Annotated in this window: 19 protein-coding genes; all 19 read left to right on the plus strand. The window is 54.2% G+C overall.

What is annotated here, in order from left to right; genetic code table 11:
* Positions 1-6 precede the first annotated feature (6 nt).
* Positions 7-1,356 carry a type VI secretion system baseplate subunit TssK gene (gene tssK / locus JGF26_RS09815; protein WP_028019675.1) on the plus strand — a complete coding sequence of 450 codons (1,350 nt, stop codon included), beginning with the start codon at positions 7-9 and terminating at the stop codon, positions 1,354-1,356.
* The gene (gene tssL / locus JGF26_RS09820; RefSeq protein ID WP_028019676.1) at positions 1,353-2,072 is read left to right on the plus strand and encodes a type VI secretion system protein TssL, short form; all 720 of its coding nucleotides are present in this window, start codon (positions 1,353-1,355) and stop codon (positions 2,070-2,072) included. The genes tssK and tssL overlap by 4 nt, the downstream gene beginning before the upstream one ends.
* Complete coding sequence (locus JGF26_RS09825; protein WP_134707955.1) at positions 2,072-3,748, plus strand: OmpA family protein; 1,677 nt, start codon at positions 2,072-2,074, stop codon at positions 3,746-3,748. Before tssL ends, JGF26_RS09825 begins: the two co-directional genes overlap by 1 nt.
* A 5-nt stretch (positions 3,749-3,753) precedes the next feature.
* On the plus strand, positions 3,754-4,245 hold the full coding sequence (gene hcp / locus JGF26_RS09830) for a type VI secretion system effector Hcp (RefSeq protein WP_028019678.1): 492 nt from the start codon (positions 3,754-3,756) through the stop codon (positions 4,243-4,245).
* A 172-nt stretch (positions 4,246-4,417) separates the two neighbouring features.
* On the plus strand, positions 4,418-7,057 hold the full coding sequence (tssH, locus tag JGF26_RS09835) for a type VI secretion system ATPase TssH (RefSeq protein WP_134707954.1): 2,640 nt from the start codon (positions 4,418-4,420) through the stop codon (positions 7,055-7,057).
* A 54-nt stretch (positions 7,058-7,111) separates the two neighbouring features.
* Complete coding sequence (locus tag JGF26_RS09840; protein WP_134707953.1) at positions 7,112-7,927, plus strand: lysozyme inhibitor LprI family protein; 816 nt, start codon at positions 7,112-7,114, stop codon at positions 7,925-7,927.
* A 72-nt stretch (positions 7,928-7,999) separates the two neighbouring features.
* Complete coding sequence (gene vgrG / locus JGF26_RS09845; protein ID WP_134707952.1) at positions 8,000-10,357, plus strand: type VI secretion system Vgr family protein; 2,358 nt, start codon at positions 8,000-8,002, stop codon at positions 10,355-10,357.
* Positions 10,358-10,471: 114 nt separating this feature from the next.
* Complete coding sequence (locus JGF26_RS09850) at positions 10,472-11,014, plus strand: DUF3828 domain-containing protein (protein WP_134707951.1); 543 nt, start codon at positions 10,472-10,474, stop codon at positions 11,012-11,014.
* A gap of 13 nt (positions 11,015-11,027) precedes the next feature.
* Positions 11,028-13,814, plus strand: coding sequence for a hypothetical protein (locus JGF26_RS09855; protein WP_203250364.1), 2,787 nt, complete (start codon positions 11,028-11,030; stop codon positions 13,812-13,814).
* The gene (locus JGF26_RS09860; RefSeq protein ID WP_129324641.1) at positions 13,801-14,397 is read left to right on the plus strand and encodes a hypothetical protein; all 597 of its coding nucleotides are present in this window, start codon (positions 13,801-13,803) and stop codon (positions 14,395-14,397) included. Before JGF26_RS09855 ends, JGF26_RS09860 begins: the two co-directional genes overlap by 14 nt.
* An 87-nt stretch (positions 14,398-14,484) precedes the next feature.
* Entirely contained in the window at positions 14,485-14,784 is a 300-nt protein-coding gene (locus JGF26_RS09865; RefSeq protein ID WP_129324640.1) for a hypothetical protein, read from the plus strand.
* On the plus strand, positions 14,781-15,008 hold the full coding sequence (locus JGF26_RS09870; RefSeq protein WP_134707950.1) for a DUF1311 domain-containing protein: 228 nt from the start codon (positions 14,781-14,783) through the stop codon (positions 15,006-15,008). The genes JGF26_RS09865 and JGF26_RS09870 overlap by 4 nt, the downstream gene beginning before the upstream one ends.
* 44 nt (positions 15,009-15,052) lie before the next feature.
* The gene (locus tag JGF26_RS09875) at positions 15,053-15,316 is read left to right on the plus strand and encodes a PAAR domain-containing protein (protein ID WP_129324638.1); all 264 of its coding nucleotides are present in this window, start codon (positions 15,053-15,055) and stop codon (positions 15,314-15,316) included.
* Between the two features lie 2 nt (positions 15,317-15,318).
* Positions 15,319-16,521, plus strand: coding sequence for a PrgI family protein (locus JGF26_RS09880; RefSeq protein WP_129324637.1), 1,203 nt, complete (start codon positions 15,319-15,321; stop codon positions 16,519-16,521).
* On the plus strand, positions 16,518-19,934 hold the full coding sequence (locus JGF26_RS09885; RefSeq protein WP_134707949.1) for an ImcF-related family protein: 3,417 nt from the start codon (positions 16,518-16,520) through the stop codon (positions 19,932-19,934). Before JGF26_RS09880 ends, JGF26_RS09885 begins: the two co-directional genes overlap by 4 nt.
* Before the next feature lies 1 nt (position 19,935).
* Positions 19,936-21,546, plus strand: a complete 1,611-nt coding sequence (tssA, locus tag JGF26_RS09890; protein ID WP_108090443.1) for a type VI secretion system protein TssA — start codon at positions 19,936-19,938, stop codon at positions 21,544-21,546.
* Between the two features lie 58 nt (positions 21,547-21,604).
* A complete protein-coding gene (tssF, locus tag JGF26_RS09895; protein ID WP_108090442.1) occupies positions 21,605-23,374 on the plus strand; it encodes a type VI secretion system baseplate subunit TssF in 1,770 nt (589 codons plus the stop codon).
* Positions 23,338-24,420, plus strand: a complete 1,083-nt coding sequence (tssG, locus tag JGF26_RS09900) for a type VI secretion system baseplate subunit TssG (protein ID WP_108090441.1) — start codon at positions 23,338-23,340, stop codon at positions 24,418-24,420. Before tssF ends, tssG begins: the two co-directional genes overlap by 37 nt.
* A 31-nt stretch (positions 24,421-24,451) precedes the next feature.
* Positions 24,452-24,976, plus strand: a complete 525-nt coding sequence (gene tssJ / locus JGF26_RS09905; protein ID WP_134707948.1) for a type VI secretion system lipoprotein TssJ — start codon at positions 24,452-24,454, stop codon at positions 24,974-24,976.
* Position 24,977: the final 1 nt, after the last annotated feature.

Below are 24,977 nucleotides of genomic sequence, written 5' to 3' on the forward strand. Positions count from 1 at the left end.
TCAGGGATGAAAATATATCGTCCGTTATGGAACGAAGGGGCCTTGCTGGCCCCACAACAGTTCCAGCAGCAGTCTGAATGGGAGGCGTTTTCCCGTGCAGGCCTGTCCACGTTGACCAGCCCCTTCCCGTGGGGGGTCGAACGCGTGGAACTGAATGAAGCGCTCCTGGCTTCCGGACGAGTACAGGCGCAGTCGCTGCGCCTGTGGTTGCCGGATGGCACGCTGATTGATACCCAAAGTAGCGATCTGTCGCCAGAGCCTCGCGAAATTCTGCCTCCGAATTCCGGCCGTACGGACAGCGTGACCGTGTTTGTCGCTCTGCCGGTCATGCAGCCAGGGATTGTGAACGTTCAGACCGATACGGTGCCTGCGGAGCGTCCGCTGCGCTATCGCGAAGAGTGGGTGACGGTTCAGGATGCCTTCGGACAGGAAGAAGAGCCGATGGCGGTGGCCCGATTTAATCTGGCATTCCGCTTCGATCACGAAAGTAACGATGCCTGGCAGACCTGTGCTGTCGCTCGTCTGCTGCGTGACGGGCAAGGTGCATGGCGTCAGGATCCTGATTTTGTGCCGCCGATGGTAATGTTCTCAGCGAGCAATCTCCTGCGTGAACGTCTGGTCTTGCTGAATCGCCAGTTGCGTTCCCGCCGTCAGCGTCTGATGGCAATGCGTCGTGAAAGTAACGATCGCATGGCGGATTTTGCCGTGGCGGACGTCTCTCTGTTCTGGTTGCTGAATGCGCTGAATACCCATGCCCGCGTGCTGACTGAGTTCGAACGCTTCCCGGCCCGGCATCCTGAACAGGTTTGGGCTGAACTGGTGCGCCTGGCTGGCAGTATGTTGACGTTCTCACTGGACCGCGATCTGGATGCCATCCCGGGATACGACCATCAGGTACCGGAAAATACCTTCCCACCTCTGTTTGAGTTGATCAGTGAACTGCTGGAAGCCAGCCTGCCGTCGCGTGTTGTTGCCGTGAACATGACCCGTCAGGACGAGCAGACCTGGAAGGCGGTACTGCACGATATTCGTCTGCGCGAAGAAGCCGATTTCTACCTGTCTGTCCGTTCGAATCTGCCTGCCTGGCAGGTGGCCGAGAAGTTTGCCGAAATGGCGATGGCCGGTACACCGGACGATGTGGGGCAGATTTCCGGTGTGGCGATGGAAGGCATTGGTCTTATCCCTCTCAGCCGCGTGCCTGCGGCATTGCCGGTGCGCCTGGAAAATCAGTACTTCGTGCTGGATATGGAGAGTCGTGCTGCGCATGACATGTTGGAGCAGGGCGTGTGCCTGTTCTACGTACCGTCACTGCTGGGTGAGCTTGAACTTGAACTATTTGCGGTGCTGCGCTCATGAGAAAGGATATCGATATCGACAGCCTGATGGCGGACACATGGCTTACCGTGGCGCAGCTGCGTCACGGTGCCAGGGCACCGGATGGGCAGGCGCTGTATAAAAACTGCTGCGTGCAGGTGGAAAGCGTACGTGAAGCACTGGAGCGGGCCGGTTATGACAGCGAGAGCATCACGCATATTTCTTATGCGCAATGCGCTTTGCTGGATGAAGCGGTGATGAACCGTAAACCTGTCGTTGCTGATCCTGAAGCGGATGCTGGTGAATCTGAGTCTGAAGGGGGGCAGAAGAACGATGTGGACGAAGGTATCAAAGCCTGGCGTGCTGCACCGCTGCAGGCCCGTTACTTTGGTTCGCTGCGTGCGGGCGGCGCGTTATACGACCGTATTGCTGAAGTGCTGCGCCAGCCGTCTCCGGTTCCGGCTGTGCTGACCTGCTACCAGCGTGTTCTTGCGCTGGGGTTCCAGGGGCAGTTCAGCCTCTCCGGCGTCGGGCAGGAGCAGCGTGAAGAAGTCATTGCTGCCCTGAATGAGCGAGTGCCACCGCTGGAGACCGGTGTGGATCTGGTCGTACAGAAAACCGGAAAACGTCGTTACAACCTTCTGCGTTCAGTGTGGTTTTGGATAATCCTGGCCGTGGTGCTCACGGTGCTGGTCTGGGCGGGTGGTCACCTGTGGTTGCAGGACCTGCTGCACCAGCAACTTCCGGAGCTGCGCTGATGCGAAGATCTGCACTACTACGGGCTGTATTTCCGGTGCTGATTTGCCTGGCTGCTGCACTCTGGGTTCTCTGGGGATTTCTGAATGTCTCTGCGCTGTTCAAAAGCGCGCTGACGCTCGCAGGGATCATTTTAGCCTTGCTGGTGATTCGTCGCCGCTATCGTCGTCAGCAGCCTGCCGGGAAGCAAGCCGATGAGGGCGTGTATCCTCCATCTGGTTTTACCGGGCCAGTTTTGCTGGTGTGCGGCGATCTCAGCGATCACCTTTTTACGGAAGGTGGGTGTCGTACGACTGCGCAGGGCTGCTATCTAAACGTCGGTGCAACGGATCAGTTAAGTAAATTTGCCGATCGCTTACTGGCGCGTGAGCCTCGCATGGCCGGACAACTGGTGGTGATGTTTCGCTGCCTGCCGGATTTGCACGAGGATGAAGGATTGCTGCGTGCCTCCCTGAAAGTGCTCCGCCAGCAGGTGAAACAGCTGAAGAATCTTTCTGGCTACCTGCCGCCAGTTGTACTGGCGGGTGAGTTTTCCGGCCCGGAAACACCGTGGATTGTGATCCGGGGTAAAACTCCGCTGGTCTGCCCGGCGGATGAACCGGCGCTGACGCTGGATGAGTGGCGGGCTCTTCCGCAAAACGTGACCCGTCTGCCATATCTTTCTCATGCTATGAGCATGTTACAACAGGTGGTGATGGATGAGCTGACCAAAGTGGACAGTCTGTGCCCGGCCGTCACGCCGTTTGCGGTGGTTGTCCGCAGTGGCTCTCTTCGTACTCTGACAGAGGCCGTATGGCCGCAGTGGTTGTTCCGCCATTCGAAATTGCTGCCTCCAGTTGCAACCGCGACGTATCCCGCACTGTGGCACTTTGCAGACCCTGTTCTGCCTTTGCTTGCACCTTTTGCCATGCCACTTCAGGGCGGGAAAAACGGGCGTCGGGTGGTGATGTTCCTGCTGCTTTGCATCGTCAGTGCACTTGGCCTGTCCGTGCTACATAACCAGTCCCTAATCGGGCTTATCGCCTCCGATCTGCAGCGCTGGTATGCCATTCCAATGACGCACTACGCACCGAAGGCGCAGTCCCTGTATGCCCTACAGCAGGACGCTTTACTGCTGGAACGCTGGCAGCGCCAGGGCGAGCCGCAGCGTTATGGTCTGGGACTCTATCCGGGCGATCGCCTGTGGCTGAGCGTTCAACAGGCCATTGATACCTACGTTCCACCTCCGCCGCCGCCAAAACCAAAAGTGGTGCCGAAAATTGTTCGCCTCGACAGCATGTCGCTTTTCGACTCGGGCAAATTCGACCTCAAATACGGCTCCACCAAACTGCTTGTCAACTCTCTGGTGGGCATCAAGGCCAAACCAGGCTGGCTGATTGTCGTGTCCGGGCATACCGATAACACCGGCAATCCACAACTGAACCAGACGTTGTCCCTGAAGCGTGCCGAAGCGGTACGCGACTGGATGCGTGACACCGGTGACGTGCCGGTGAGCTGTTTTGCGGTGCAGGGCTATGGCGAGAGCCGCCCGGTCGCAACCAATGACACTCCGGAGGGCAGAGCGCTCAACCGCCGTGTCGAAATCAGTCTGGTACCGCAGGCCAATGCCTGTCAGATACCCGGCAAAACCCCAGCGTCATCGCAGGATGATGACGTATCACAATCAAATGGAGAGTAACTCTCATGGCAATTCCTGTTTATCTTTGGCTGAAAGACGACGGCGGCGCGGACATCAAAGGTTCTGTGGACGTTCAGGATCGTGAAGGCAGCATCGAAGTGGTGGCACAGCAGCATAACCTGTACATCCCGACCGATAACAACACCGGCAAGCTGACCGGTACCCGTATCCACACACCGTTCCTGTTCACCAAGGAAATCGACTCCTCCAGCCCGTACCTGTACAAGGCTGTGACTACCGGTCAGACCCTCAAGTCTGCGGAATTCAAGTGGTACAAAATCAACGACGCGGGCCAGGAAGTGGAGTACTTCAACACCAAACTGGAAAACGTGAAAGTGGTGAAAGTGAACCCTGTGATGCACGACATCAAGGATCCTTCTTTCGAGAAGCACAACCACCTCGAGCAGATTGAACTGCGTTACGAAAAAATCACCTGGACCTACAAAGACGGCAACATCATTCATTCCGATTCCTGGAACGAACGCGCTACTGCGTAAGTCGCATGCGGACAGGGCCCTGTCCGCAGTTTTTTGCTGAGCATCCGCTGGCATGGGCGCTCAGCAAAGAATCACACAATCTGCCTGCCTGACCTGATGCGCTTTGGGTTCCTGATGAACAGGGAACAGCGAGGGGCGGTAGCGTGCCCGGGAATCATTAAGAGAGAGAAAAATGGAAAATCCAGCCATCCTGTTGCGACGTCTGAACCCTTACTGTGCCCGTGCGATGGAAAGCGCAGCGTCGCTCTGCCAGACCCGCGCCCATGCGGAAATTTTGCCGGAGCACTGGCTGCTGAAGCTGCTCGAACAGGGGGAAGGTGACCTGACGGTGCTGGCACGCCGCTACGAGTGGGATATGGATGCGCTGTGGCAGGAGTTGCTCGGCTGGCTGGATACACTTCCCCGCTCTGTTCGCAGTCGCCCGCAGCTTTCAGACAGTATTCAGACGCTGATGCAGGAAGCCTGGTTGATTGCTTCCCTTAATGGGGAAGAGCACATCCGCAGTGTGCATCTGCTGATGGCGCTGGTCGATAAGCCTAAACTGGCGCGCTGCGATGGCCTGTGGCCACTGCTTACCCTGGGTCAGAGCCAGCTGGAGCGCTTGCGCTCCCTGCTGGATGCGCAGTCCGACGAGCGCCCGGACGTGCAGCAGGAAGCTGAACTAGCACAAAACCACGGTGGCGAAGTGGAATTTGTCGGACGTCCTGTTGGTGCTGAGATAAGAGAAGGCGAACTAAGCCCGGCATTGCAGAACGCACTGGATAAATTCACCCTCGATGTAACCGCCAAAGCGAAAGAGGGCAAGATCGACCCGGTCTTTGGGCGCGACACTGAAATTCGCCAGATGGTGGACATTCTCTCCCGCCGTCGCAAGAACAACCCGATTCTGGTGGGCGAACCTGGCGTCGGCAAAACGGCGCTGGTCGAAGGCCTGGCGCTGCGTATCGCCGAGGGCAATGTGCCGGAATCCCTCAAGCCAGTGGTACTGCGCACCCTGGATCTCGGCCTGCTGCAGGCGGGTGCAGGCGTGAAGGGCGAATTCGAGCAGCGTCTGAAAAACGTCATTGACGCCGTGCAGCAGTCGCCGGTACCGATTTTGCTGTTTATCGATGAAGCCCACACTATCATTGGGGCCGGTAACCAGGCCGGCGGCGCGGATGCGGCGAACCTGCTGAAACCTGCGCTGGCACGTGGCGAACTGCGCACCATTGCGGCCACCACCTGGTCTGAATACAAACAATACTTCGAGCGCGACGCCGCCCTGGAACGCCGCTTTCAGATGGTGAAAGTCGACGAGCCGGACGATGACATGGCGTGCCTGATGCTGCGCGGCCTGAAATCCCGCTATGCCGAACATCACAACGTGCATATCACAGACGATGCGGTCCGTGCCGCGGTCACGCTTTCACGTCGCTACCTGACCGGCCGCCAGTTGCCGGACAAGGCGGTTGATCTGTTGGACACCGCCGCTGCGCGCGTGCGCATGAGCCTCGACACTATGCCGGAACAGCTGACCCGCATTCGCGCGCAGATTACCTCTCTTGAAATGGAGAAGCAGGCGCTGCTGGAAGATATTGCGGTCGGCAATCAGTGCCACGGTGAACGCCTGACCGCCATCGAGCAGGAAGAGAACGACCTTATCGTCGGGCTCGACGAACTGGAAACCCAGTACGGTCAGGAGCTGAAACTCACCGAACAACTGCTGGAATGCCGCCAGGACATCTCCCGCCAGAGCGAGACCCACGCGCTGCAACAGGAACTCAATCAAATGCAGCGCAGCAACCCGCTGCTGTCGGTGGACGTGGATGTACGCACCGTCGCCACCGTGATTGCCGACTGGACGGGCGTGCCGCTCTCCTCCCTGATGAAGGACGAGCAGACCGAACTGCTGAGCCTGGAAAATGAAATCGGCAAGCGCGTGGTCGGGCAGGATGTGGCGCTGACGGCCATCGCCCAGCGTCTGCGTGCGGCAAAAACCGGGCTTACGTCCGAGAACGGTCCGCAGGGCGTGTTCCTGCTGGTTGGCCCGAGTGGCGTCGGTAAGACTGAAACTGCGCTTGCACTGGCAGACGTGATGTACGGCGGTGAAAAATCACTGATTACCATCAACCTGTCCGAGTACCAGGAGCCTCACACCGTTTCCCAACTGAAGGGTTCGCCTCCGGGTTACGTCGGTTACGGCCAGGGCGGTATTCTCACCGAAGCGGTGCGCAAGCGCCCGTACAGTGTGGTGCTGCTCGATGAAGTGGAAAAAGCACACCGTGACGTGATGAATCTGTTCTATCAGGTATTTGACCGCGGCTTTATGCGTGACGGCGAAGGGCGTGAAATAGACTTCCGTAACACCGTCATCCTCATGACCTCCAACCTCGGCAGCGATCACCTGATGCAGCTGCTGGACGAACAGCCGGACGCCACCGAAGGTGACCTGCACGAACTGCTGCGCCCGATACTGCGCGACCACTTCCAGCCCGCACTGCTCGCCCGTTTCCAGACCGTGATTTACCGTTCGTTAGCTGAAACCGCGATGCGCACCATCGTGGTAATGAAGCTCGCCCAGGTGAGCAAGCGCCTGCACCGCCATTACGGCCTGACCACACATATCGACGAAAGCCTGTATGACGCACTCACCTCCGCCTGCCTGCTGCCGGATACCGGCGCGCGTAACGTCGACAGCCTGCTCAATCAGCAGATTCTGCCAGTGCTGAGTCAGCAGCTTTTAACGCACATGGCCGCGAAGCAGAAACCGGTTTCACTGACGTTGGGGTGGAGTGAGGACGAGGGGATAGAGCTGGAATTTGGTACTGAGTAAGCAATAAATAATTTACAAAAAGCAAATCAATATCTGTGAAAGGGAAAATAAAAAATGTTAAAAAAATTAGCTTTGTTAAGTGTGATTGTAGCTTTTTCTGGTGCTGCGAATGCGGGGTTGTTTGATTCAAACGACTTCAAATGTGGTAGAGACGATGCAGTAAAAGCACTTGCTGATTACATTAAAAATGATGCGTCGGGTATGTTGCAGGGTGATTTCATTACTAAGGCTAAATTTAATTATGATAAACCTGTTGCAACCTATCAAGGAATGCTGGACAGCATGGGTGTGGCAGTTACAAATGTATCAACCTCCGGAAATGGAAGCTACGGTCTAAATTGTAGCGCCACTATTTCGATAAAAGTGCCTCAGGATACTTTGGAGATTGTGAGCAAAGTGCCGAGTTACTTGCATTATCTTACCGGTGGTTATGGGAAAGTTAATAATGGCGGTGTTACCTGGAACGGTGTCACCTACAGCGCAAAGCTTGCTGATAATAATAAAGATATTCTCTTTAGCGATTTCAATCGAACTGACATTTCCGATGCCATGTTTAACATGAGCGTTCTGGCAGTAAATAAGGATCAGATTATCAGTACCCTTTCACAGAGCTCATTGAGTTCAGCACAGTCTGCCTATGTAAGCGCCGATCGTGAGTTGAATGCTGTATGGAAAGAATTACCTGACTCGGCACGAAATTCAATGAAGAAAGAGCAGGTTGCCTGGGTCAATGACAAAGTAGCGAAGTGCGGGAAATTATCAGACGGAAAATCTGAAACAATCAATGTTCAGCAACGAGTGAATATCTATCTGTGTCAGACGAAAATGACGAATGAAAGAATTTCCTATTTAACTGGAAATAATGACTAAAGAGATAACTTTACGTCATTTATCTACGTAGAGATTGGTTACTGGGAAAGTGCGGGAGAGAGGATTAAAAGGATGAGTGATTCAGTGATTACCCAGGCAAAGGAAAAAATCGACGAACTTCTGGGGATGTCCCGCTACAAGCTGGACGTTCACGGGTGCCCGCACTTTCTGGATGTCTTCAATTTCAAAGCGGAGGAGAAACTCAGCGAACCGTGGCACTACACCGTTAAAGTGACCTGCACCGCTGGCGATATTGCCAGCGACAGCATGTTGCTTAAACCCGCCTCGTTCATGTTTCAGGTTCCGTTGTATAACGGTCTGCCTGCCACGCCTGTGCGTACCGTCTATGGTGTGGTTGAGACATTCCAGCGTCTTTCGACTTCGGCGGATGAAACGTACTACACGCTGAAAATCGTGCCGCGTATCGCGCTGTTACAGCATACAAAACGCAGCGAGATTTACCTCAATCAGTCCGTTGTGGAAGTCGTGGAGCAGATCCTGCGTTCCCACGGGCTGGAAGGGGCTGATTTCGAATTCCGCCTGTCGCAGGCTTATCCGGCACGCGAGCTGATCACCCAGTGGCGCGAAACCGACCTTGAGTTCGTGCAGCGCCTGCTGGCAGAAGTGGGGATTTTCTGGCGTTTTGAAATGGACGGCCGCCTTGAACAGGATGTGGTGATTTTCCAGGACAGCCAGGAGCAGTACCAGTTTGGCATCACCCTGCCGCTGATCCAGCCGTCACGCACCAGTGATAACGGCCAGCTCAGCGTCTGGGATATCAAAACGGGGCACCTGGTGGTGTCTGAAAGCGTTGCCAGCCGCGATTACAACTACCGCGAAGCGCTGACGCCGCAGGACAGTTCCGCGTCAGTCAGCACGGCGGATGGCATCACCACGGGGGAGGTATATCACTACGCCGAGCCTTTCCTGAGAGAAGGGGATACCGACACCCCGGAAAGCGGGGCGTATTATGCCCGTCTGCGTCATGAACGTATTCTGAATGCGCAGCAGGCGGTCACAGGGAAAACGACCAGCCCGGTGCTGGCACCGGGTGAAGTACTTGAGCCGCAGGGCTCACTGCCAGCCAGCCTGAAAGACGGTATCGTCATTACGGGTGTGCAGAGCAGCGGGTCGCGCAAAAAAAGTTTTCAGATGATCTTTACCGGGCTCCCTTACAGCGAAGCCGTGTGCTACCGCCCGCCGCTGCATAACCGCCCGGTGATCGCCGGAACGTTGCCCGCGCGTGTGGAAAGCACCGAGAAAGGCGATACCTATGCCTGGCTGGACAATCAGGGCCGCTACCGCACGAAGCTCGACTTTGACCGCAGCAGCAGTGAGCAGGGCTATGCCTATCTGTGGCTGCGTATGGCGAAGCCGTATGCCGGCGACAACTACGGCTTCCACGCACCATTGCTGGACGGTACCGAAGTCTCGGTGATGTTCGACGCGGGCGATCCCGATCGCCCGTATATCGCCCATGCCCAGCACGATTCGGAACATCCTGATCACGTTACTGACGATAACCACACGCGCAACGTTCTGCGAACGCCTGCAAACAACAAACTCCGCCTGGAAGACAAACGTCAGGAAGAGCACATTAAGCTCGCGACGGAGTTTGGCAAGACCCAGCTCAATATCGGCCACCTGGTCGATGCCCGGCGTGAACAGCGCGGTACTGGCTTTGAACTGCGCACGGATGAATTTGGTGCCGTGCGTGCCGCCCGTGGTATTTATCTGACAGCGGATGCCCAGACCAAAGGCCAGGGGCAGGTGCTGGAGATGAACCCGGCAGTCAGCCAGATTACCCAGGCCAACAGCGAAATGCAGGCGCTGAACGGCGCAGCCGAACAGGCAAAAGCGCTGACCTGTGATATTCAGACGCAGACCAGCCTGATCCAGAGCCGCCTGAAAGATTTACAGTCGGCAGTGGTGCTGGCCTCCGCCCCGCAGGGGGTGGCCCTGACTTCCGGCGAGCATCTGCAGCTGACCAGCGCAAAAAACACCATGGTCACCGCAGGCCAGCATGTCGATATCGGGGCCATGAAAAATGTCACGGTGAGCGCTGAGCAGTCTCTGGGGCTGTTTGCCCATAAGGCCGGGGCGAAAGTTATCGCCAACCTGGGCAATGTTGAAGTTCGCGCACAGCACAGTACGCTGGAAATGAGCGCCGACCAGCAGTTCACGGTCACCAGCAGTCAGGATGAAATCACCATCAGCACCCCGAAAACCCTGACGCTGAATGGCGGGGGGTCTTACCTCAAGCTGAGTGAAAGCGGGATTGAGCACGGGACTAACGGGGATTTCATTACGAAAGCCGCAAGTTATGAAGTGCCGGGCTCCGGAAATAACCTGCCTGTTGAGGCACCTGACTTTAATGTGACTGACATTTCGCAAATGAAAAATGTCACTAGCAAATCACTGAGTGATTGATATTACTCTTGAAGTAAAGATTGTTGTCATAAAAGAATAAATAACGATAGATGAGTTCCCTATGGTGCAAAGCTAATGGCTATTTTCTACGGCCTTTATTATTGAGAGGGTTTTATGATTTTTAAAAAGAAATGTCTTGGTCAGTTTGCTATTCTGGTGGTGTTTATTCTTTTTTCGAGACTGTCTTATTCTTCTCAATTAGATTCAGCAGAGAAAGTTTTGAATTATTTTTATCACTCTTACATTAGTGAGGATGGGGCTGCGAGCTCTGATCTTGTTACTACCTATGTTCTAAGTGATGTTATTAAGAGCGTGAACAACTCGTCTCTGTGCAACTATGATTCTGATGATTCAGCGAGTGGCGAGGACCTGGAAAAAATGTGTGTTAAAAAAAGAGATTGCAAAAGTAGTAAAGGAGATTATATCTGTAATTGGGATGGTGTCTGGGTTGAGACCGATGTTAACTATTTTACAAAGTCTCAGGATATTTATCCTACCTGGAAAAAAGTTATTAACATCACTCCTCTAAAGAAAAGTGACGCTAGTGCTGATTTTAAAGTGTCTTTAGGAAAGTATCCGGAGCCTGTAATGCGGTTAAAAGTTTCATTAGTACCTGTTGAACGCAGCTGGAAAATTAGCCGTGTGACTAAATATTAAAAAGGCTGATAATATGTGGGATAAAAATCGTTCAATCGGCTATGTCAATAGTCATGCTGAGCCCAGGAGTCTGGGTAAATGTGCTGGGTACGTTAGAAGAGCAACTGAAGCAGGTGGGGTACATATTCGAATCCCTCCTCCCAGAATAGGAAATTCTGCGTCAGCATGTGACTATGGCCCCTCTTTTGTCGAGGTAGGATTCAAGGTTGTATATACCTACTCAGGAAACGGCTCTGTTGATACTGCAATTATTCCAGGCCAACAAGCTGGTGATGTCGTTGTTATTCAACCTATTGACGGTCATCCGCACGGACATATCGCAATCTTCAATGGTACTAACTGGGTATCGGACTTTGTGCAACTAAGAGGATTTTATCCGGGTCAGCTTTATCGGAATACAAAACCAGCTTTTGTAATGTATCGCTATGGGGCGACGGAACAAACAGCAACACAACCTGAAAACAGTCAACCCGGCAAAATAAAAATCTGTTACCCGATAAAAAAACAAAACGGTCAGGAATTTGTTCCAGTAGAAGACATTCTTGCGCACCTGGATGGCGAACCGACGGGAACCTACATGCTGGGCCGCAACGGCATGTGGCATGGCGGTATTCATATTACCAACACGACTACGCCGTGGTGTGCGCTGAGTGGCAAGGCTGCATCTGAAGCGGTCGATTTCCCCGTGCCTTACAAAGGCGAACAGGCCGTGCGCTGTATGGCGGATGGTGAGGTGGTTGCTTACCGCATTTGCCGCGATTACGTGGATGCACCATGGGAAACTGGGCCGATGAAACTCTCCGGTTCGTTTGTGCTGGTAAAGCACTACGTTCAGCCGGGAGAGAAAAAAGAAAGCGGCCTGCATTTCTACACGCTTTATATGCATCTGGCTCCGTGGTCAGCGTACAGCGCAAGTGACGGGAAAAAGCAGTGGACGGTCAACGACAGCCTTTCGGCCTATAAGCCGGAATGGCTGCTGAGTGCCGGTGCTGACAGCAAAAGTGTGAATGATTCGTACCGGGTGGCGACAATGCCAAAAGGTTCCCGGGTGGAGTGGGATGATGCCGATACAAGCCTGAGAACGACAAGCGCAGGGCGTAGTTACGGGCTGGTGACTTTCCTGGGGCTTTCCCCGGAAGACACAAAAAGTAAAACCAAACTGCAACCGGGCCAGCAGTACTGGATTCTGGTGGACAAGAAAAACGTCATTCCGGTAAAGGGAGAAGCCACCCGTCCGGCCTGGTGGACACAGCTTCTGCCACCTTTCACACAGACCATGCTGTTTGACAGCGTGGCGTGCCCGACGCCGTATGCGATTAAGGCTGGCGATGCCGTTGGGCACCTCGGGTATTTCCAGGCCCCGAAAGAGGGAGGATATGAATCCCGCTATCAGGTACATATCGAGTGTCTGAGCATGGATGACAATCTGGAAGCTTTCCTGAAAAACCCGGAAAAAGTCGGACAGGCAACTCCGCTCTGGCTGAAGTGTCCGGCAGGTCTGCCGCTGTATGAGAAAAACGTGAAAACGGGTGCGTTCACTAACGAAGGCAGAACGAGTGATGGCGAAGCTATTCTGAAGCTGAGTCAGGTGAAAACGGAGCAGGATGCGAAGAAGAAGGCATTTTATTACCTGCCGTTTGCCCACGGCTATGTTCCAACTGACGGCAAAGGTGTGGAAAAACTTTCGCAGTACGATTTTGAAAAGCTGGGTTTTAAAACCATTATCGATGAAGCCACCACCTTCGACCATCTGGACGGCAAAACACCGCCGGATGGTCTGGTGAAAAACATTTTCGAGACTCTGTTGGCCGCAGCAAAAGCAGACCCGAGAATGAGCCACAGCAGCGTGCCGTTTAACTACCAGCGGCTGTTGAACAAGATAGAAAGCAGAGAGACGCCGTATTCCCCTCAGGAATATCTGAGTGCCGTGCAGAACCCGTCATACCGTGATGCCAGAAGCAAACTTATCGTGAAGCATCCGAGTGAGTGGTACTACAAAAAGGGTGATACCATCTGGCAGCCGTTCCTGAAAAACCTGACCAAAGATGCACCGGAGTGGAAGACCTACAGCGAAGGATATATCGATAAGATGGTCTGGATGCAGGAGGCGGCGAAAGAGAAGCTGGGGCCGATGATATGTCATATGCATCCGGTGATGTTTTTGGGGGCGTTACTGAAGAGCAAAACTGGATGGGCGCACAGTAAGTTTGCAGATTTTCTTGGAAATGTTGAATCTAAGAATGACTACACGGCTTATAATGTTCATGTGACTTATACTCCGCATTACAAGACAAACCTTACGGCAATGACTTTACAGCAAGTACGAGATTGTCAGGATGATGCATCATCTAATGGATTATTTGCGACTGGAAGGTTCCAGATTACACCTGATGCATTGAAAGCAGCAATAAAGTCATTGGGTTTAAATACAAATGATTTATATAACGAGGCTATGCAAGATAGAATATTTGAGGGTTATTTAATTAAAGTAAAACGCCCGGCTATAATCAACTATCTTGAAGGGAATGGCAGCGTAGAGGATGCGATATACGATTGGGCAAAAGAGTTCGCTTCAGCAGGTGTTCGCAAAGGTAAAGAAATTAGTCGCTCGAAGACGGAGTTCGAAAAAAATGATGATGGTAGTTTCAAAAGAGATAAGAATAATAAAAAAATAGGCGTAAGGCGCTATGCTCAAAGTGAGGGTGTTTCTTATTATTCTGGCGATGGAATAAATAAAGCACATATCAAGCCAGATGATATGGTCAGAGTTCTTGAGGAGTCAAAAAATGAAAGTAGTTAACATTCTGTTTGTTTTCTTTGTTTTATTCTCATTTGATGCTTTTTCTGAGGATGGTTCAAGTCCAAAGTTTTCAGATTATTCGACTGTGATTAGCTCTGGTCCATTCGTGAACAAAGTTGAGCTAACGGCAGTTCAGCGAGGCTTCTCGGCTGATTGGCGTTCGCTTATCGAGAATGAGTTGGTTAAACCAGTAAATTTTTCTGGGCATTATCGTCTGGTGATCAGTAAGGGGGGGGTATTATCAAAAGAATGCGGAAATGATGGTTGGGTTTGCGGATGGGTTATCGATAAAAAAACGGGAAGGGTTGTATCTACTCTACCAGAATTTAATGGCAATACTAAATACTTCGCTACTATTGACAACGGAACACCATCTCCTGATTCATTTTCTATCGAATACTACCCAAATAGTTCTTTGGTATGGGTATCTGGACAGAACAAACCAGAAAATGGGGATTTTAAACAAACTAAGTGCGCCAATGCTGCCTACAAATACAATGCTAATACATTTAGCGTGGTAACATCGTCACGGTGCGAAATTGACACTGGTGATGATGAAGGCGCAGATAAATACCTTCCTTGACTATGCTGTTGAGGGGGGCTGAAGACAGGCGTATTCACTAATAAAGGTCTAGCGAAAGACGGCGGAGCAATCCTGAAGCTGAGCCAGGTGAAAACAGAGCAGAATGCGAAGAAGAAGGCATATTATTACCTGCCGTTTGCCCACGGCTATGTTCCAACTGACGGCAAAGGTGTGGAAAAACTTTCGCAGTACGATTTTGAAAAGCTGGGTTTTAAAACCATCACCGATGAAGCCACCACCTTCGACCATCTGGACGGCAAAACACCGCCGGATGGTCTGGTGAAAAACATTTTTGAGACCCTGCTGGCGGCAGCAAAAGCAGACCTGCAAATGAGCCACAGCAGCGTGCCGTTTAACTACCAGCAGCTGCTACAAAGAAAGACATGAAAGTCATCTATCAAAAAATTTATACAATAATAGAATCCCGAAATGTTCCCGATGTCGCTAAAAATTTCGAGTTGGCACAAAAGAGCTGGCTTGTTTCTCGCGAGAACTGGTGTGATGTTCAGGGTTTTATGATTGGCTCTCCAATGTATAGCGTATTTCGTATGGATATGGATATCTCGAGAGTCGATGATTTAAATGACTTGCTGGACCAAATTCAAGAGTAATACTTTTTCGTCTGTCAGGTTTTTAATTTAAAAAGGTTTTCATAATGCTACCCATTATCCGTAAAGGCGACAAAACAACTCACGGCGGTTCAGTATTAACCTGTTCTTCCACAATGAAGTTCGGCGGCATTGGTGTCGCTCGTAAAGGCGATAAAGTGACATGCCCGGTTGAGGGGCACGGCCCGACAACCATTGTCGAAGGCAACCCCAATTATCTTGATAACGGCGTCCCCGTTGCCTTTCATGGCCATAAATGCGGGTGTGGCTGCACGCTTATTAGTTCGTTTTCTGCAGGAAAGGTTGGCTGAAAATGCCGGTTTATCTGGATGAAGTTCCCGCCGATGCTGAAAAGATCGTGCGGCCTCTAACCCTGCGCTGGGTTATTTGTTTGTTTATTCTTCTGATAGCAGGCACCACGCTAACGCTCTGGCAATGGACGGATGAACGAAGCGGGTTTGTATTCTGGTTCACCGCACTGGGGCTGCCTTTTTGCCTGTGGGGGATGTTGTTCAACTTCCGGCGGGTGGGCTACAGAATTGAACAAAAGGGCGGGGCTGGCTTTAACTACGAGTGTGATCTTATTGAAAGCGATGAGATCTCCCGTGGGAGACGTTTTGCCTGGATTCTGGATGCGTTTGTGCAGACTCAGGCTGGTCGTGGTGTGGGGACCCTGCTGGTGGCAATAGAGCAGGGCATGCCAGTGATGGATACCGTCAAACCTCGCGTGGGAAATATTGCCGTACGACATTCCAGATTGACTGAATTTGACACTAACCCTGCTGCCCTTGAAGAGGCGCTCACCAAAGCGGCAATTCGCGTTAAGAATGTACTCGAACAGCTTCCTGAAACGCTTGAATGTTGGGTGATGTTTGAATGTGATGCGGGATTATCAGAACAAGAAGAGGCTGCATTGCTTCAACTGGTGATGCTGAAATCAGAAAGATCGCTGCGCAGGTTATCTGTTAACGGACCTGCCTGCGTGGACTACTGGCTGGATCGCTACTGGGAAAAACCTTCCGTATTGATCGTGCTCACTGTTTCATTACGCTCAACGCCTGAAGAAAACGACGCTGAAGCCATTACGTCGATAGTGCTCTGTAACCGCAAAAGTCATCGATTCCCGGATGCAGTCAGATTGCACCGTCCTCAAAAAAGCCGTAACGAGACGCTGACCCACAATATGATGCATGCCCTGCGCTGGGCGGAAATAAAGCCGGAAGGGATAAAGAGAATATGGATGACTGGCGAGGGGGTAACCTCTTTGTCAGGGTTGAATCAGGCCTGCGAAGATAACAAAACAACGCTCAGCCTGACTGACGATATTAAAAATATAGATGAAGTTCTCGGGTTTCCCGGAAACGCATCGTTCTGGATAGCGGTTGCATTAGCCGGTGAAGTTGTTCAGGAAAGTGGCGTGCAGTTTATTGCCGCCCATTCTGACCCCAGGAGTGACGATATCTGGCTTGACACTATTACAGCAGAAGAACGACAGAAGGAAGTAATCAGGGAATGACAAAATTAAAAGAAAAAGCCAAAGAAAAATCACTTCTTGGTGCGACGTTTTTAGCTCTCATATTTCTGAATGCCATCATTGTTTTTTTGCTGACCTCGGGCAGCGATTATATGGCATCAAAGTTTGGACTGGGGCCTTATGCCATTGAACGGGTGCTTTTAGTCTGCGCAACAATCAGTGTTGCTGTTCTTCTGATTGCCTGGGGGTTGGAAAAGCACTTTTTCTTTGCCGGTCGTAGTGGCGCACGCAAGCAGTGGGGGAAAAACAAAAGTGATTCTGCCAGTGCGCCAGCGTCTAATCTGGCGAATACGTTCGTTGATGAAAAGGAACGGATCGAAGGTAGTTTTCTCGCCGAACCACTCATCGATCACCTCCGCCTGCGCTACGGCCGTCGCTGGAAATCCAAAGTCCGCTTACTGTTGGTGCAGGGCACAGATGATCATATCGAGAAAGTGGTACCGGGCCTTAAGCGTGACCACTGGCAGGAAAACGACGGCATTGTGCTGATCCATGCGGGCCAGGCAAAAGCCACGCCCGAACCTGAATTTGTTGATGTGCTGAATGAGGTTCGTCCTCAGCGCCCGTTGGATGGTATTGTGCAGGTGATGGACTGTGCCCAGCTTCCGGATGCTGCTGCGCTGGATACGCTCGTTCGCAGCCGCCAGAAAGGGGATTCGCTGTTTGGCTGGCAGGCTCCGGTCTGGCTGTGGTTTATCCGCGAGGAAGCCTGGAGCCAGGAAGGCGAGGGGGTTCCGGCGACTGGCTCATTGTTCGGACCGGGGGCTGCACCGGAAGCGGCGGTTGAATCACTGACCACGCTGTCTTCCCGTTTACGCGATGCGGGCATGCCCGTGCTGCTGAGTGATACCCGACACGACTGGCTGCTACAACTCTCCGATCAGCTGCGCGGGCCTCTCAAACAGCAGTTAACGCCGCTGCTGACCAGCCTGATGACAGGCCCGGCACCTTATCGTCTGCGTGGGGTGATGTTCAGCCCTGCTCAGGTGGCGACTCCCACGCAGCCGAATGCACGCTTAAGTCCGCCTGCATGGCAGGCGCTGGAAGATGATTGTCTCCATGTTCATGCCCGTAAAATCGGCTTCCACTGGCCGCGAGTTCTGCGATTGGTGTTGCTGGCGCTGGTTCTGCTGTGGGGCGCGGGAACGCTGCTTTCACTGGTGGTTAATCGGGCGCAGATTTATCAGGCGCAGGAAACGGCGCGTGTTGCTGCCGATACCCGCCAGCCGCTGACAGAACGTCTGCGCAACCAGCTGGTTCTGCAACAGGCCATCGCCCGTTTGCAGGACCGGGAAGCCCATGGCGCGCCATGGTACACAACGTTTGGCCTGAATCAGGACCGTGAAACGCTGAATTCACTCTGGCCCTTGTATGCCCGCAATAATCATGGGCTGATGCGTGATGCATTGGCCGATGAGCTCCGCCGCCAGCTGGACGCCTTTGTGCAACTGCCTCCTGCCAGTGATGCGCGTACTGCCGCCACCCAAAAAACCTATAACCTGCTCAAGGGCTACCTGATGCTGGGGCACCCCGATAAAGCGGATGGTCCCTGGCTGGCTGCAAACATGCTGAAAGTCTGGCCGACGCGTGCGGGCGTAACCGACAGCGCATGGCAAACCGAGGCTCCAAAACTGCTTGGCTTCTATGCCCAGAATCTGCCGTCTCATCCCGAGTGGGCAATCAAACCGGATGCCGAGCTGGTGGGGACTGTGCGTCAGATTTTGCTTAAGCAGATTGGTCAGCGTAATGCGGAGTCTGGTCTGTATCAGGAAATGCTGCAGCGCATCGCCCGTAACTGGCCGGATTTAACCCTGGCAGATATGACCAGTGATACCAATGCCTCAACGCTGTTCAGTACCGAAGAAGTGGTGCCGGGGATGTTCACCCGGCAGGCGTGGGAAGAGCAGGTTGAAACTGCTATTGATGAAGTGGTGAAAACTCGCCGCGCAGAAATCGACTGGGTGCTGACGGATAAGACTCATCAGGCTGGTAGCGATATCTCGCCGGAAGCGCTGAAGCAGCGCCTGACCGAGCGTTACTTTACCGATTTCGGTAATGCCTGGTTGAACCTGGCGAACAGCATTCAGTGGCACGAGGCGGAATCGCTGTCTGAAGCGATTGCCCAGCTCAACCTGCTGGCGGATGTGCGTCAGTCACCGCTGGTGGCGCTGATGAACACGCTAGCCTGGCAGGGGCAGACGGGAGCCAAGGGCGAAGCACTGGCGGATTCAATTGTCGATTCGGCGAAGAAGCTGGTGGGCCGTAAAAAGAACGCACAGCAGTTTATTGAACAGGCTCAGGGGCCAAAAGGTCCGCTGGACGGTGTGTTTGGCCCGCTCAATGGCCTGATGGTCGGGAAAGACGGCACGGGCAGTAACGGCAACCTGAGCTTCCAGTCCTGGCTGGCGCGTGTGACGCAGGTGCGCCTCAAGCTGCAACAGGTGACCAGTGCGCCGGATCCGCAGGCGATGGCTCAGATGCTGGCCCAGACCGTGTTTCAGGGTAAAGCGATTGACCTGACCGACACCCGCGATTACGGCAGCCTTGTGGCGGCAAGCCTTGGACAAGAGTGGAACGGTTTTGGCCAGGCGCTGTTTGTGCAGCCTCTTGAGCTGGCCTGGCGCCAAGTGCTGGCCCCGGCGGCAGGCAGCCTCAATGCCCGCTGGCAGAGCACTATCGTCTCGCAGTGGAATACGGCATTTGCCGGGCGCTACCCGTTTAAGGCTACGGGAAGTGATGCTTCACTTCCTCTTCTGGCGCAGTTCCTGCGTGGTGATTCCGGGCGTATCGCGGCATTCCTCAAAACGAACCTTGGCGGGATCCTGCATCAGGAAGGCAACCACTGGGTGGTCGATCCTTCCGCAAGTCAGGGGGTGACCGTCAACCCAGCATTCCTGGCGGCGATCAACCAACTGGCGGATATCTCCGATATTGTCTTTGCGCAGGGGGATGCAGGCGTGCATTTTGAACTGATGGCGCGTCCTTCACGAGATGTTGCACGTATCCAACTGGCGCTGGACGGGCAGAATCTGGATTACTTCAACCAGATGGAAAGCTGGCAGAGCTTCACCTGGCCGGGGAATACCTATTATCCAGGCGTCGACCTGAGCTGGCGCAGCAATACCGCAGGAATGCGTCTGTACGAACACAACCAAGGTAACTGGGGCTTTATCCGTCTGCTGGATAAAGCGCTGATCACCCCGCTCGACAGCAGCCGAACCCAGCTGGTATGGATCACACAGGACGGCAATCCGCTGAAATTTATTATGCGCAGCGAGCTGGGAGATGGTCCGCTGGCGCTGCTGAAGCTACAGGGGTTCAGCCTGCCGGCATCGATTTTCTCGGTCAGCGCCGATGCTGTGAATAACACCTTTGCATCCACGGAGGGGGAATAAGATGGCAACTGCAAAAGCACTGCTGGCACTGTGCGTGCCTGATGACGCGCAGCAGTCCGCGCTGCTCGCCCGTCAACAGGGCAGCCTGACACAATGGGATAACTGGCTTAAGCCGTTAACGGACGGCGATGGGGCAGGGGAAGACCCAGCCTATGACGACGATTTCCAGCTAATGCGCGAGGAAATCAACAAGCTCTCTGGAACGGATTCAGAAAAACTGAATCAGCTGGCTGAAAAGATCCTCTGTTATACCGCCCGGGATTTAAGGGTTGTCACCTGGTATATCTTCGCCCGTCTGCAGTTGGAGGGGGAATCAGGGTTATGTGAAGGGCTACAGCTGCTGGCTGCAGTGCTGAGCCGCTACGGTGAGAATTGTCATCCGCGTCGCCCGAATGCACGCAAGTCTGCGCTGGAGTGGCTGAATAGCACGAAGATACAGGACACGCTTTCTCTTTGGCCAGATGCTACCCGCGAACAGACCTCACAGACGGCAGCGGTTCTCTGCCTGCTGGAAACGCTGCTGGAAAGCTGGCCGGAGAGCGATCGTCCTTCTCTCGACGGTTTATCCCGTGCGCTGGAAATCCGTCTGGCAGGCTCAGGTGGGCTGGATGGCTTAACGCCACAGGGCACCGGTACGGCAGAAAGTACCCCTGTTTCAACAGTCAGGTCGTCTGCCCCGGATATTGTTGTGAAGTCTGAAGGTGAGTTTTTCAGCCAGTCAAAGGTGCTCTCCCGCTGGCTGGCCGACCAGCAGGACGGCTGGCTGGCGTCGCACCGGCTGATGAAAGCGGTTCGCTGGGATACGGTGGGTCAGATCCCAGCGCTGGATGCCAGCGGCCGCACGCGTCTTTCACCGCCAAAACCGGATTACCGCGCGCAGCTTAAAAGATTGTATCTACAGCAGAGCTGGACGGAGCTGGTGGAGCAGGCGAGTACGATGTTCTGTGAAGGCGGCAACCGTTTCTGGCTCGATTTGCAGTGGTACCTTTGGCAGGGGCTGACCCGCGCCGGACAGCCCTGGGATGGCTGGGCGGATTACATCCTCAGCGACCTGAAGCTGCTGCTGGGCCGCCTGCATGGCCTTGAGCAGCTCTCGTGGAGCGACGGCACGCCGTTTGCCGATGAAGTGACGCTGACCTGGATTGCCGAAAAAGTGAATGACGACATGCCGGGATTTGGTAATGAACCTGCCGCGGTTGCCGGAGGAGAGCAAACGGATGACATTCTCGCGCTGGAAGCGGAGGCGATGGAAAAGGGTGACAGCGATGGCCCGGAGGCGGCGCTTGGCTGGCTTCAGAGTCGTCCGGGTATGGAGTCCTCCCGTAACCGCTGGTTACTGCGTCTGCTCATGGCCCGCGTTGCAGAGCAGTTCGGGCGCAATGAAATGGCGCTCCATCTGCTTGGCGAACTCACCAGCAGCGCACCACAACTGACGCTCAATGACTGGGAACCTGCGTTGCTGTTTGAAGTGCAGGCCCGCCGCCTGAAATTACTTCGCCTCAAAGCAGGCCGCAGCGAAAGCGACAAAACCCGCCTCGCCCCTGAAATGGACGAGCTGTTGGCTGGCCTGATTGCCATTGACCCCGCCCGGGCAATGGTGCTGTGTGGCTGATAAGGCCACATCTGATTTCCACTTTTTTTGACTACCACGATACTCAGGAAACCCGTGCATGGATGATTTAACCCTGCGCTATTACGAAGCAGAGATGCGCTATCTGCGCGAAGCCGGTAAAGAATTTGCCCGCGCCCACCCCGATCGCGCTGCAATGCTCAATCTGGATAAAACCGGTGCCCGCGACCCGTATGTCGAGCGCCTGTTTGAAGGGTTTGCCTTCCTGATGGGGCGTCTGCGCGAAAAGCTCGACGATGACTTGCCGGAACTGACCGAAGGGCTGGTCAGTCTGCTCTGGCCACACTATATGCGCACCATTCCGTCACTCTCCGTAGTGTCCTTCGAGCCGGAATGGCAACAGCTGAAGCAGGCCGAAGTGCTGCCTGAAGGTTTTTCGGTATTGTCGCGTCCGGTCGGGCCGGACAAAACCGTTTGTCAGTACCGCACCACTCGCGACATCACCCTGCAACCCATTCATCTGGCTGATGCGCGTTTGCAGACCGAGCCTGACGGGCGCGCGGCGATTCGTCTGCGTTTTGAATGCAGCAGCAAAGTGGACTGGGCGAAAAGTGGCATTGATAAAGTCGCCCTTTATCTTGATGCCGAAAGCCCGGTAGCGTCGGCCCTGCATCTGGCGCTGACCCGCCGGGTGCATACAATGTATGTCCGCCATGCGGCAACGCGCACTGAACGCATCTGCTTTGATGGCTGGTGCAAGCCGATGGGCTTTGAAGACAATGAGCGTCTGTGGCCGAAAGGCGACTCGGCATTCAGCGGCTATCAGCTGCTGCTGGAGTATTTCAGCTTCCGACAGAAGTTTATGTTCTTGGAGCTACGTGGGCTGGAGCTGACCGGGCTGAATCGGGACACTACCTGGTTTGAAATCGACATCGTGCTCAACGGCGGCTGGCAATCCGATATGCCGTTCGAAACTGAAAACTTCCGCCTGCACTGCTCACCGGTGATAAATCTTTTCACTCTGGAAGCGGATCCGCTGACCATCGATCCGCTGGAAAACGAATACCTGCTGCGCCCGATGCGCGTGCAGGACGGGCACACTGAAATCTACAGCGTCGATAACATTCACGGAGCGGTGAAAAACGGTAAGCACCCGTATGTACCGTTCACCAGCTTCCGTCATCGCGGCGGCATGATGCGTCACGATGCGCCGGAACGTTACTTCCACACGCGAGTGAAGCGCGGCCCGTCTGGTCTGTACGACACCTGGCTGATTCTCGGTGGGCGTTCGTTTGAAATTGAACAACTGGCAGATAAGCCAGAATCACTCTCCATGCGCATCACCGGCACCAACGGGCAGATGCCCCGTAAGGCGCTGGAAAGTACGCTGCTCGACCGGGTCGTGAAAGCAGGGAAGGTTCCGGTAAAGGTTCTGAACCTGATTGCGCCAAGCCTGCCGCTCTATCCGCCCGCGAATGACCGTTTCCACTGGCGGGTGATGAGCCATTTGGGCTCGAGTTTCTTAAGCATGATGGATAACCCGGAAGTGCTTCGAGGTACGCTGGCGCTGTACGACTGGACCGACGACGAGATGAACCGCCGCCGCCTGGAAGCCATCGTGGCGGTGAAACACACGCTGGTACGCCGCTTTGAGCGTGGCTACATGCTGCGCGGTGTGGAGATTGAAGTCACCCTTAATGCCGACAACTTTGCCGGAGAGGGCGATGTGAATCTCTTTGGCGAAATGCTGCATCGCTTCTTTGCGCTGTATGCCGATGTACACCTCTTCAATCAGCTCACGCTGGTACTGCAACCGACAGGGAAACGACTGAGATGGACAGAGAATCACAGCCAGCACGTACCGGGCTGACAGAGCTGCTTGGCAAGGATATCTGGCGGGTTAACTTTTACCGTTACTGCCAGTTGCTGGAACAGGAAAATCCTGACGCACCCCAGCTGGGTACCGCTGAAAAGCCAACCGCCGATCCGGTGCGCTTCCGTCCCTGGCCGGGGATGGGCTTTCCGGCCAGTGAACTGCGAACCGTTGAAACCGACGAAGACCACCCGGAACTGCCGCCCACGGTGCGCACCACGTTCCTCGGGATGTATGGCGTAGATTCACCCCTGCCGACGGCGTATCTGGACGACATTGCCCAGCGCCGCGAGGGGTATGAAGCGACCACGGCGTTTCTCGATATCTTCAGCCACCGAATTACCACTCAGTATTACCGTATCTGGCGTAAATACGCTTACCCGGCGACATTTGAAATGGGGGGAACCGACGACACCTCACAGTGCCTGTTAGGGCTGGTGGGCCTCGGGATCCCCGGCACGGCGGAACACGTTGCCACACCCGTTTCTCGCTTTCTGGCCTTGCTCGGTGCGATGCGCCTGCCGACCCGTAATGCCGAGGGCATTCGACAGCTCGTCAGGCTACTGGCCCCGGAGACTACCGCGACCATCATCAGCCCGGACCCGGTGAAAGTGCAGGTGGCACAGCGCAGCGGCCTGGGGAAAGGAAACCGGATAGCCCTGTCGCAACGCGCCACGCTTGGCAAAACCGGGAAAGAAGCCTGTAGTCGGATCCTGCTGATACTTTCGACCAATAATCCTGAAGAGGCCGAAGGCTGGCTGCCCGGTGGTCAACTGCACACAGATTTGCTGGTACTGCTGCGTGTGTATCTCGGTTACCGCTCGGATGTACGCCTGCGTCTGACCGTTCCGGTGAGTGTGTTACCCGATCCTCGTCTTGGGCAAAAACGCCGTATTCAACTGGGCCGTACCGGCATTCTGGGGCTAAAAGGCGGAGCTCTCAGTACTGGCCGCAGCCACCTTACCGTCAGCCTGGGCTGCTATGAAGGGCTGGACTGCAAACCGCTACTTCCTGCCCAGGATGGCGGTTACCGCTTTGATTAATTCTGCTGTTTATTCTGAAAGGAACCTCTGAATGACATCCGTTTCCCTGCGACAGATTGCTCTGCTCGCGCTCTGCGGTTTGCTGGCCGGCTGCGGCCTGACCCAGACTGTTTCCGATGGTGCGGTCAGCATGACCAAAGCCATCTTCTACAAAAAGATTAAGGTGCTTCATCTCGACTTTGAGCCGCGCTCTGCCGCCAATGCTGATGAAGCGCAGACGCCGCTGGCGACCATGGTACGCGTCTATCAGTTGAAAGACCGTCAGAAGGTGGATGCCGCCGATTACCAGAAGCTGTTGCGTGATGCCGACACCGTGCTGAAAGAAGACATTGTGGCGAGTAAATCCCTGCTGGTGATGCCTAAAGGCAGCGTGATGCTCAATATGCCGATGGATGAAGAGGCGCAGTACGTCGCGGTTATTGGATTGTTCAACCGCCCGGATATGAAAAATAATACCTGGCGGCTGGTGTTAAGCCGCGACGATCTTGACCCGGACAAGCTACGCACCATTGAGCTTGGCAATGGCTTCCTGACGCTGGTACCTGTTAAGGAGTGAC

The sequence above is a fragment of the Enterobacter sp. E1 genome, from assembly GCF_016809815.1.
Lineage (GTDB): Bacteria > Pseudomonadota > Gammaproteobacteria > Enterobacterales > Enterobacteriaceae > Enterobacter > Enterobacter adelaidei.

What these genes read in the sequence shown, in the direction of transcription:
- tssA (WP_108090443.1), top strand. Translation starts at nt 19,936, where the DNA reads ATGGCAACTGCAAAAGCACTGCTGGCACTGTGCGTGCCTGATGACGCG.
- JGF26_RS09885 (WP_134707949.1), top strand. Translation starts at nt 16,518, where the DNA reads ATGACAAAATTAAAAGAAAAAGCCAAAGAAAAATCACTTCTTGGTGCG.
- hcp (WP_028019678.1), top strand. Translation starts at nt 3,754, where the DNA reads ATGGCAATTCCTGTTTATCTTTGGCTGAAAGACGACGGCGGCGCGGAC.
- JGF26_RS09860 (WP_129324641.1), top strand. Translation starts at nt 13,801, where the DNA reads ATGAAAGTAGTTAACATTCTGTTTGTTTTCTTTGTTTTATTCTCATTT.
- JGF26_RS09825 (WP_134707955.1), top strand. Translation starts at nt 2,072, where the DNA reads ATGCGAAGATCTGCACTACTACGGGCTGTATTTCCGGTGCTGATTTGC.
- tssG (WP_108090441.1), top strand. Translation starts at nt 23,338, where the DNA reads ATGGACAGAGAATCACAGCCAGCACGTACCGGGCTGACAGAGCTGCTT.
- JGF26_RS09850 (WP_134707951.1), top strand. Translation starts at nt 10,472, where the DNA reads ATGATTTTTAAAAAGAAATGTCTTGGTCAGTTTGCTATTCTGGTGGTG.
- JGF26_RS09875 (WP_129324638.1), top strand. Translation starts at nt 15,053, where the DNA reads ATGCTACCCATTATCCGTAAAGGCGACAAAACAACTCACGGCGGTTCA.
- tssL (WP_028019676.1), top strand. Translation starts at nt 1,353, where the DNA reads ATGAGAAAGGATATCGATATCGACAGCCTGATGGCGGACACATGGCTT.
- vgrG (WP_134707952.1), top strand. Translation starts at nt 8,000, where the DNA reads ATGAGTGATTCAGTGATTACCCAGGCAAAGGAAAAAATCGACGAACTT.
- tssJ (WP_134707948.1), top strand. Translation starts at nt 24,452, where the DNA reads ATGACATCCGTTTCCCTGCGACAGATTGCTCTGCTCGCGCTCTGCGGT.
- JGF26_RS09855 (WP_203250364.1), top strand. Translation starts at nt 11,028, where the DNA reads ATGTGGGATAAAAATCGTTCAATCGGCTATGTCAATAGTCATGCTGAG.
- JGF26_RS09880 (WP_129324637.1), top strand. Translation starts at nt 15,319, where the DNA reads ATGCCGGTTTATCTGGATGAAGTTCCCGCCGATGCTGAAAAGATCGTG.
- JGF26_RS09840 (WP_134707953.1), top strand. Translation starts at nt 7,112, where the DNA reads ATGTTAAAAAAATTAGCTTTGTTAAGTGTGATTGTAGCTTTTTCTGGT.
- JGF26_RS09870 (WP_134707950.1), top strand. Translation starts at nt 14,781, where the DNA reads ATGAAAGTCATCTATCAAAAAATTTATACAATAATAGAATCCCGAAAT.
- tssK (WP_028019675.1), top strand. Translation starts at nt 7, where the DNA reads ATGAAAATATATCGTCCGTTATGGAACGAAGGGGCCTTGCTGGCCCCA.
- tssF (WP_108090442.1), top strand. Translation starts at nt 21,605, where the DNA reads ATGGATGATTTAACCCTGCGCTATTACGAAGCAGAGATGCGCTATCTG.
- tssH (WP_134707954.1), top strand. Translation starts at nt 4,418, where the DNA reads ATGGAAAATCCAGCCATCCTGTTGCGACGTCTGAACCCTTACTGTGCC.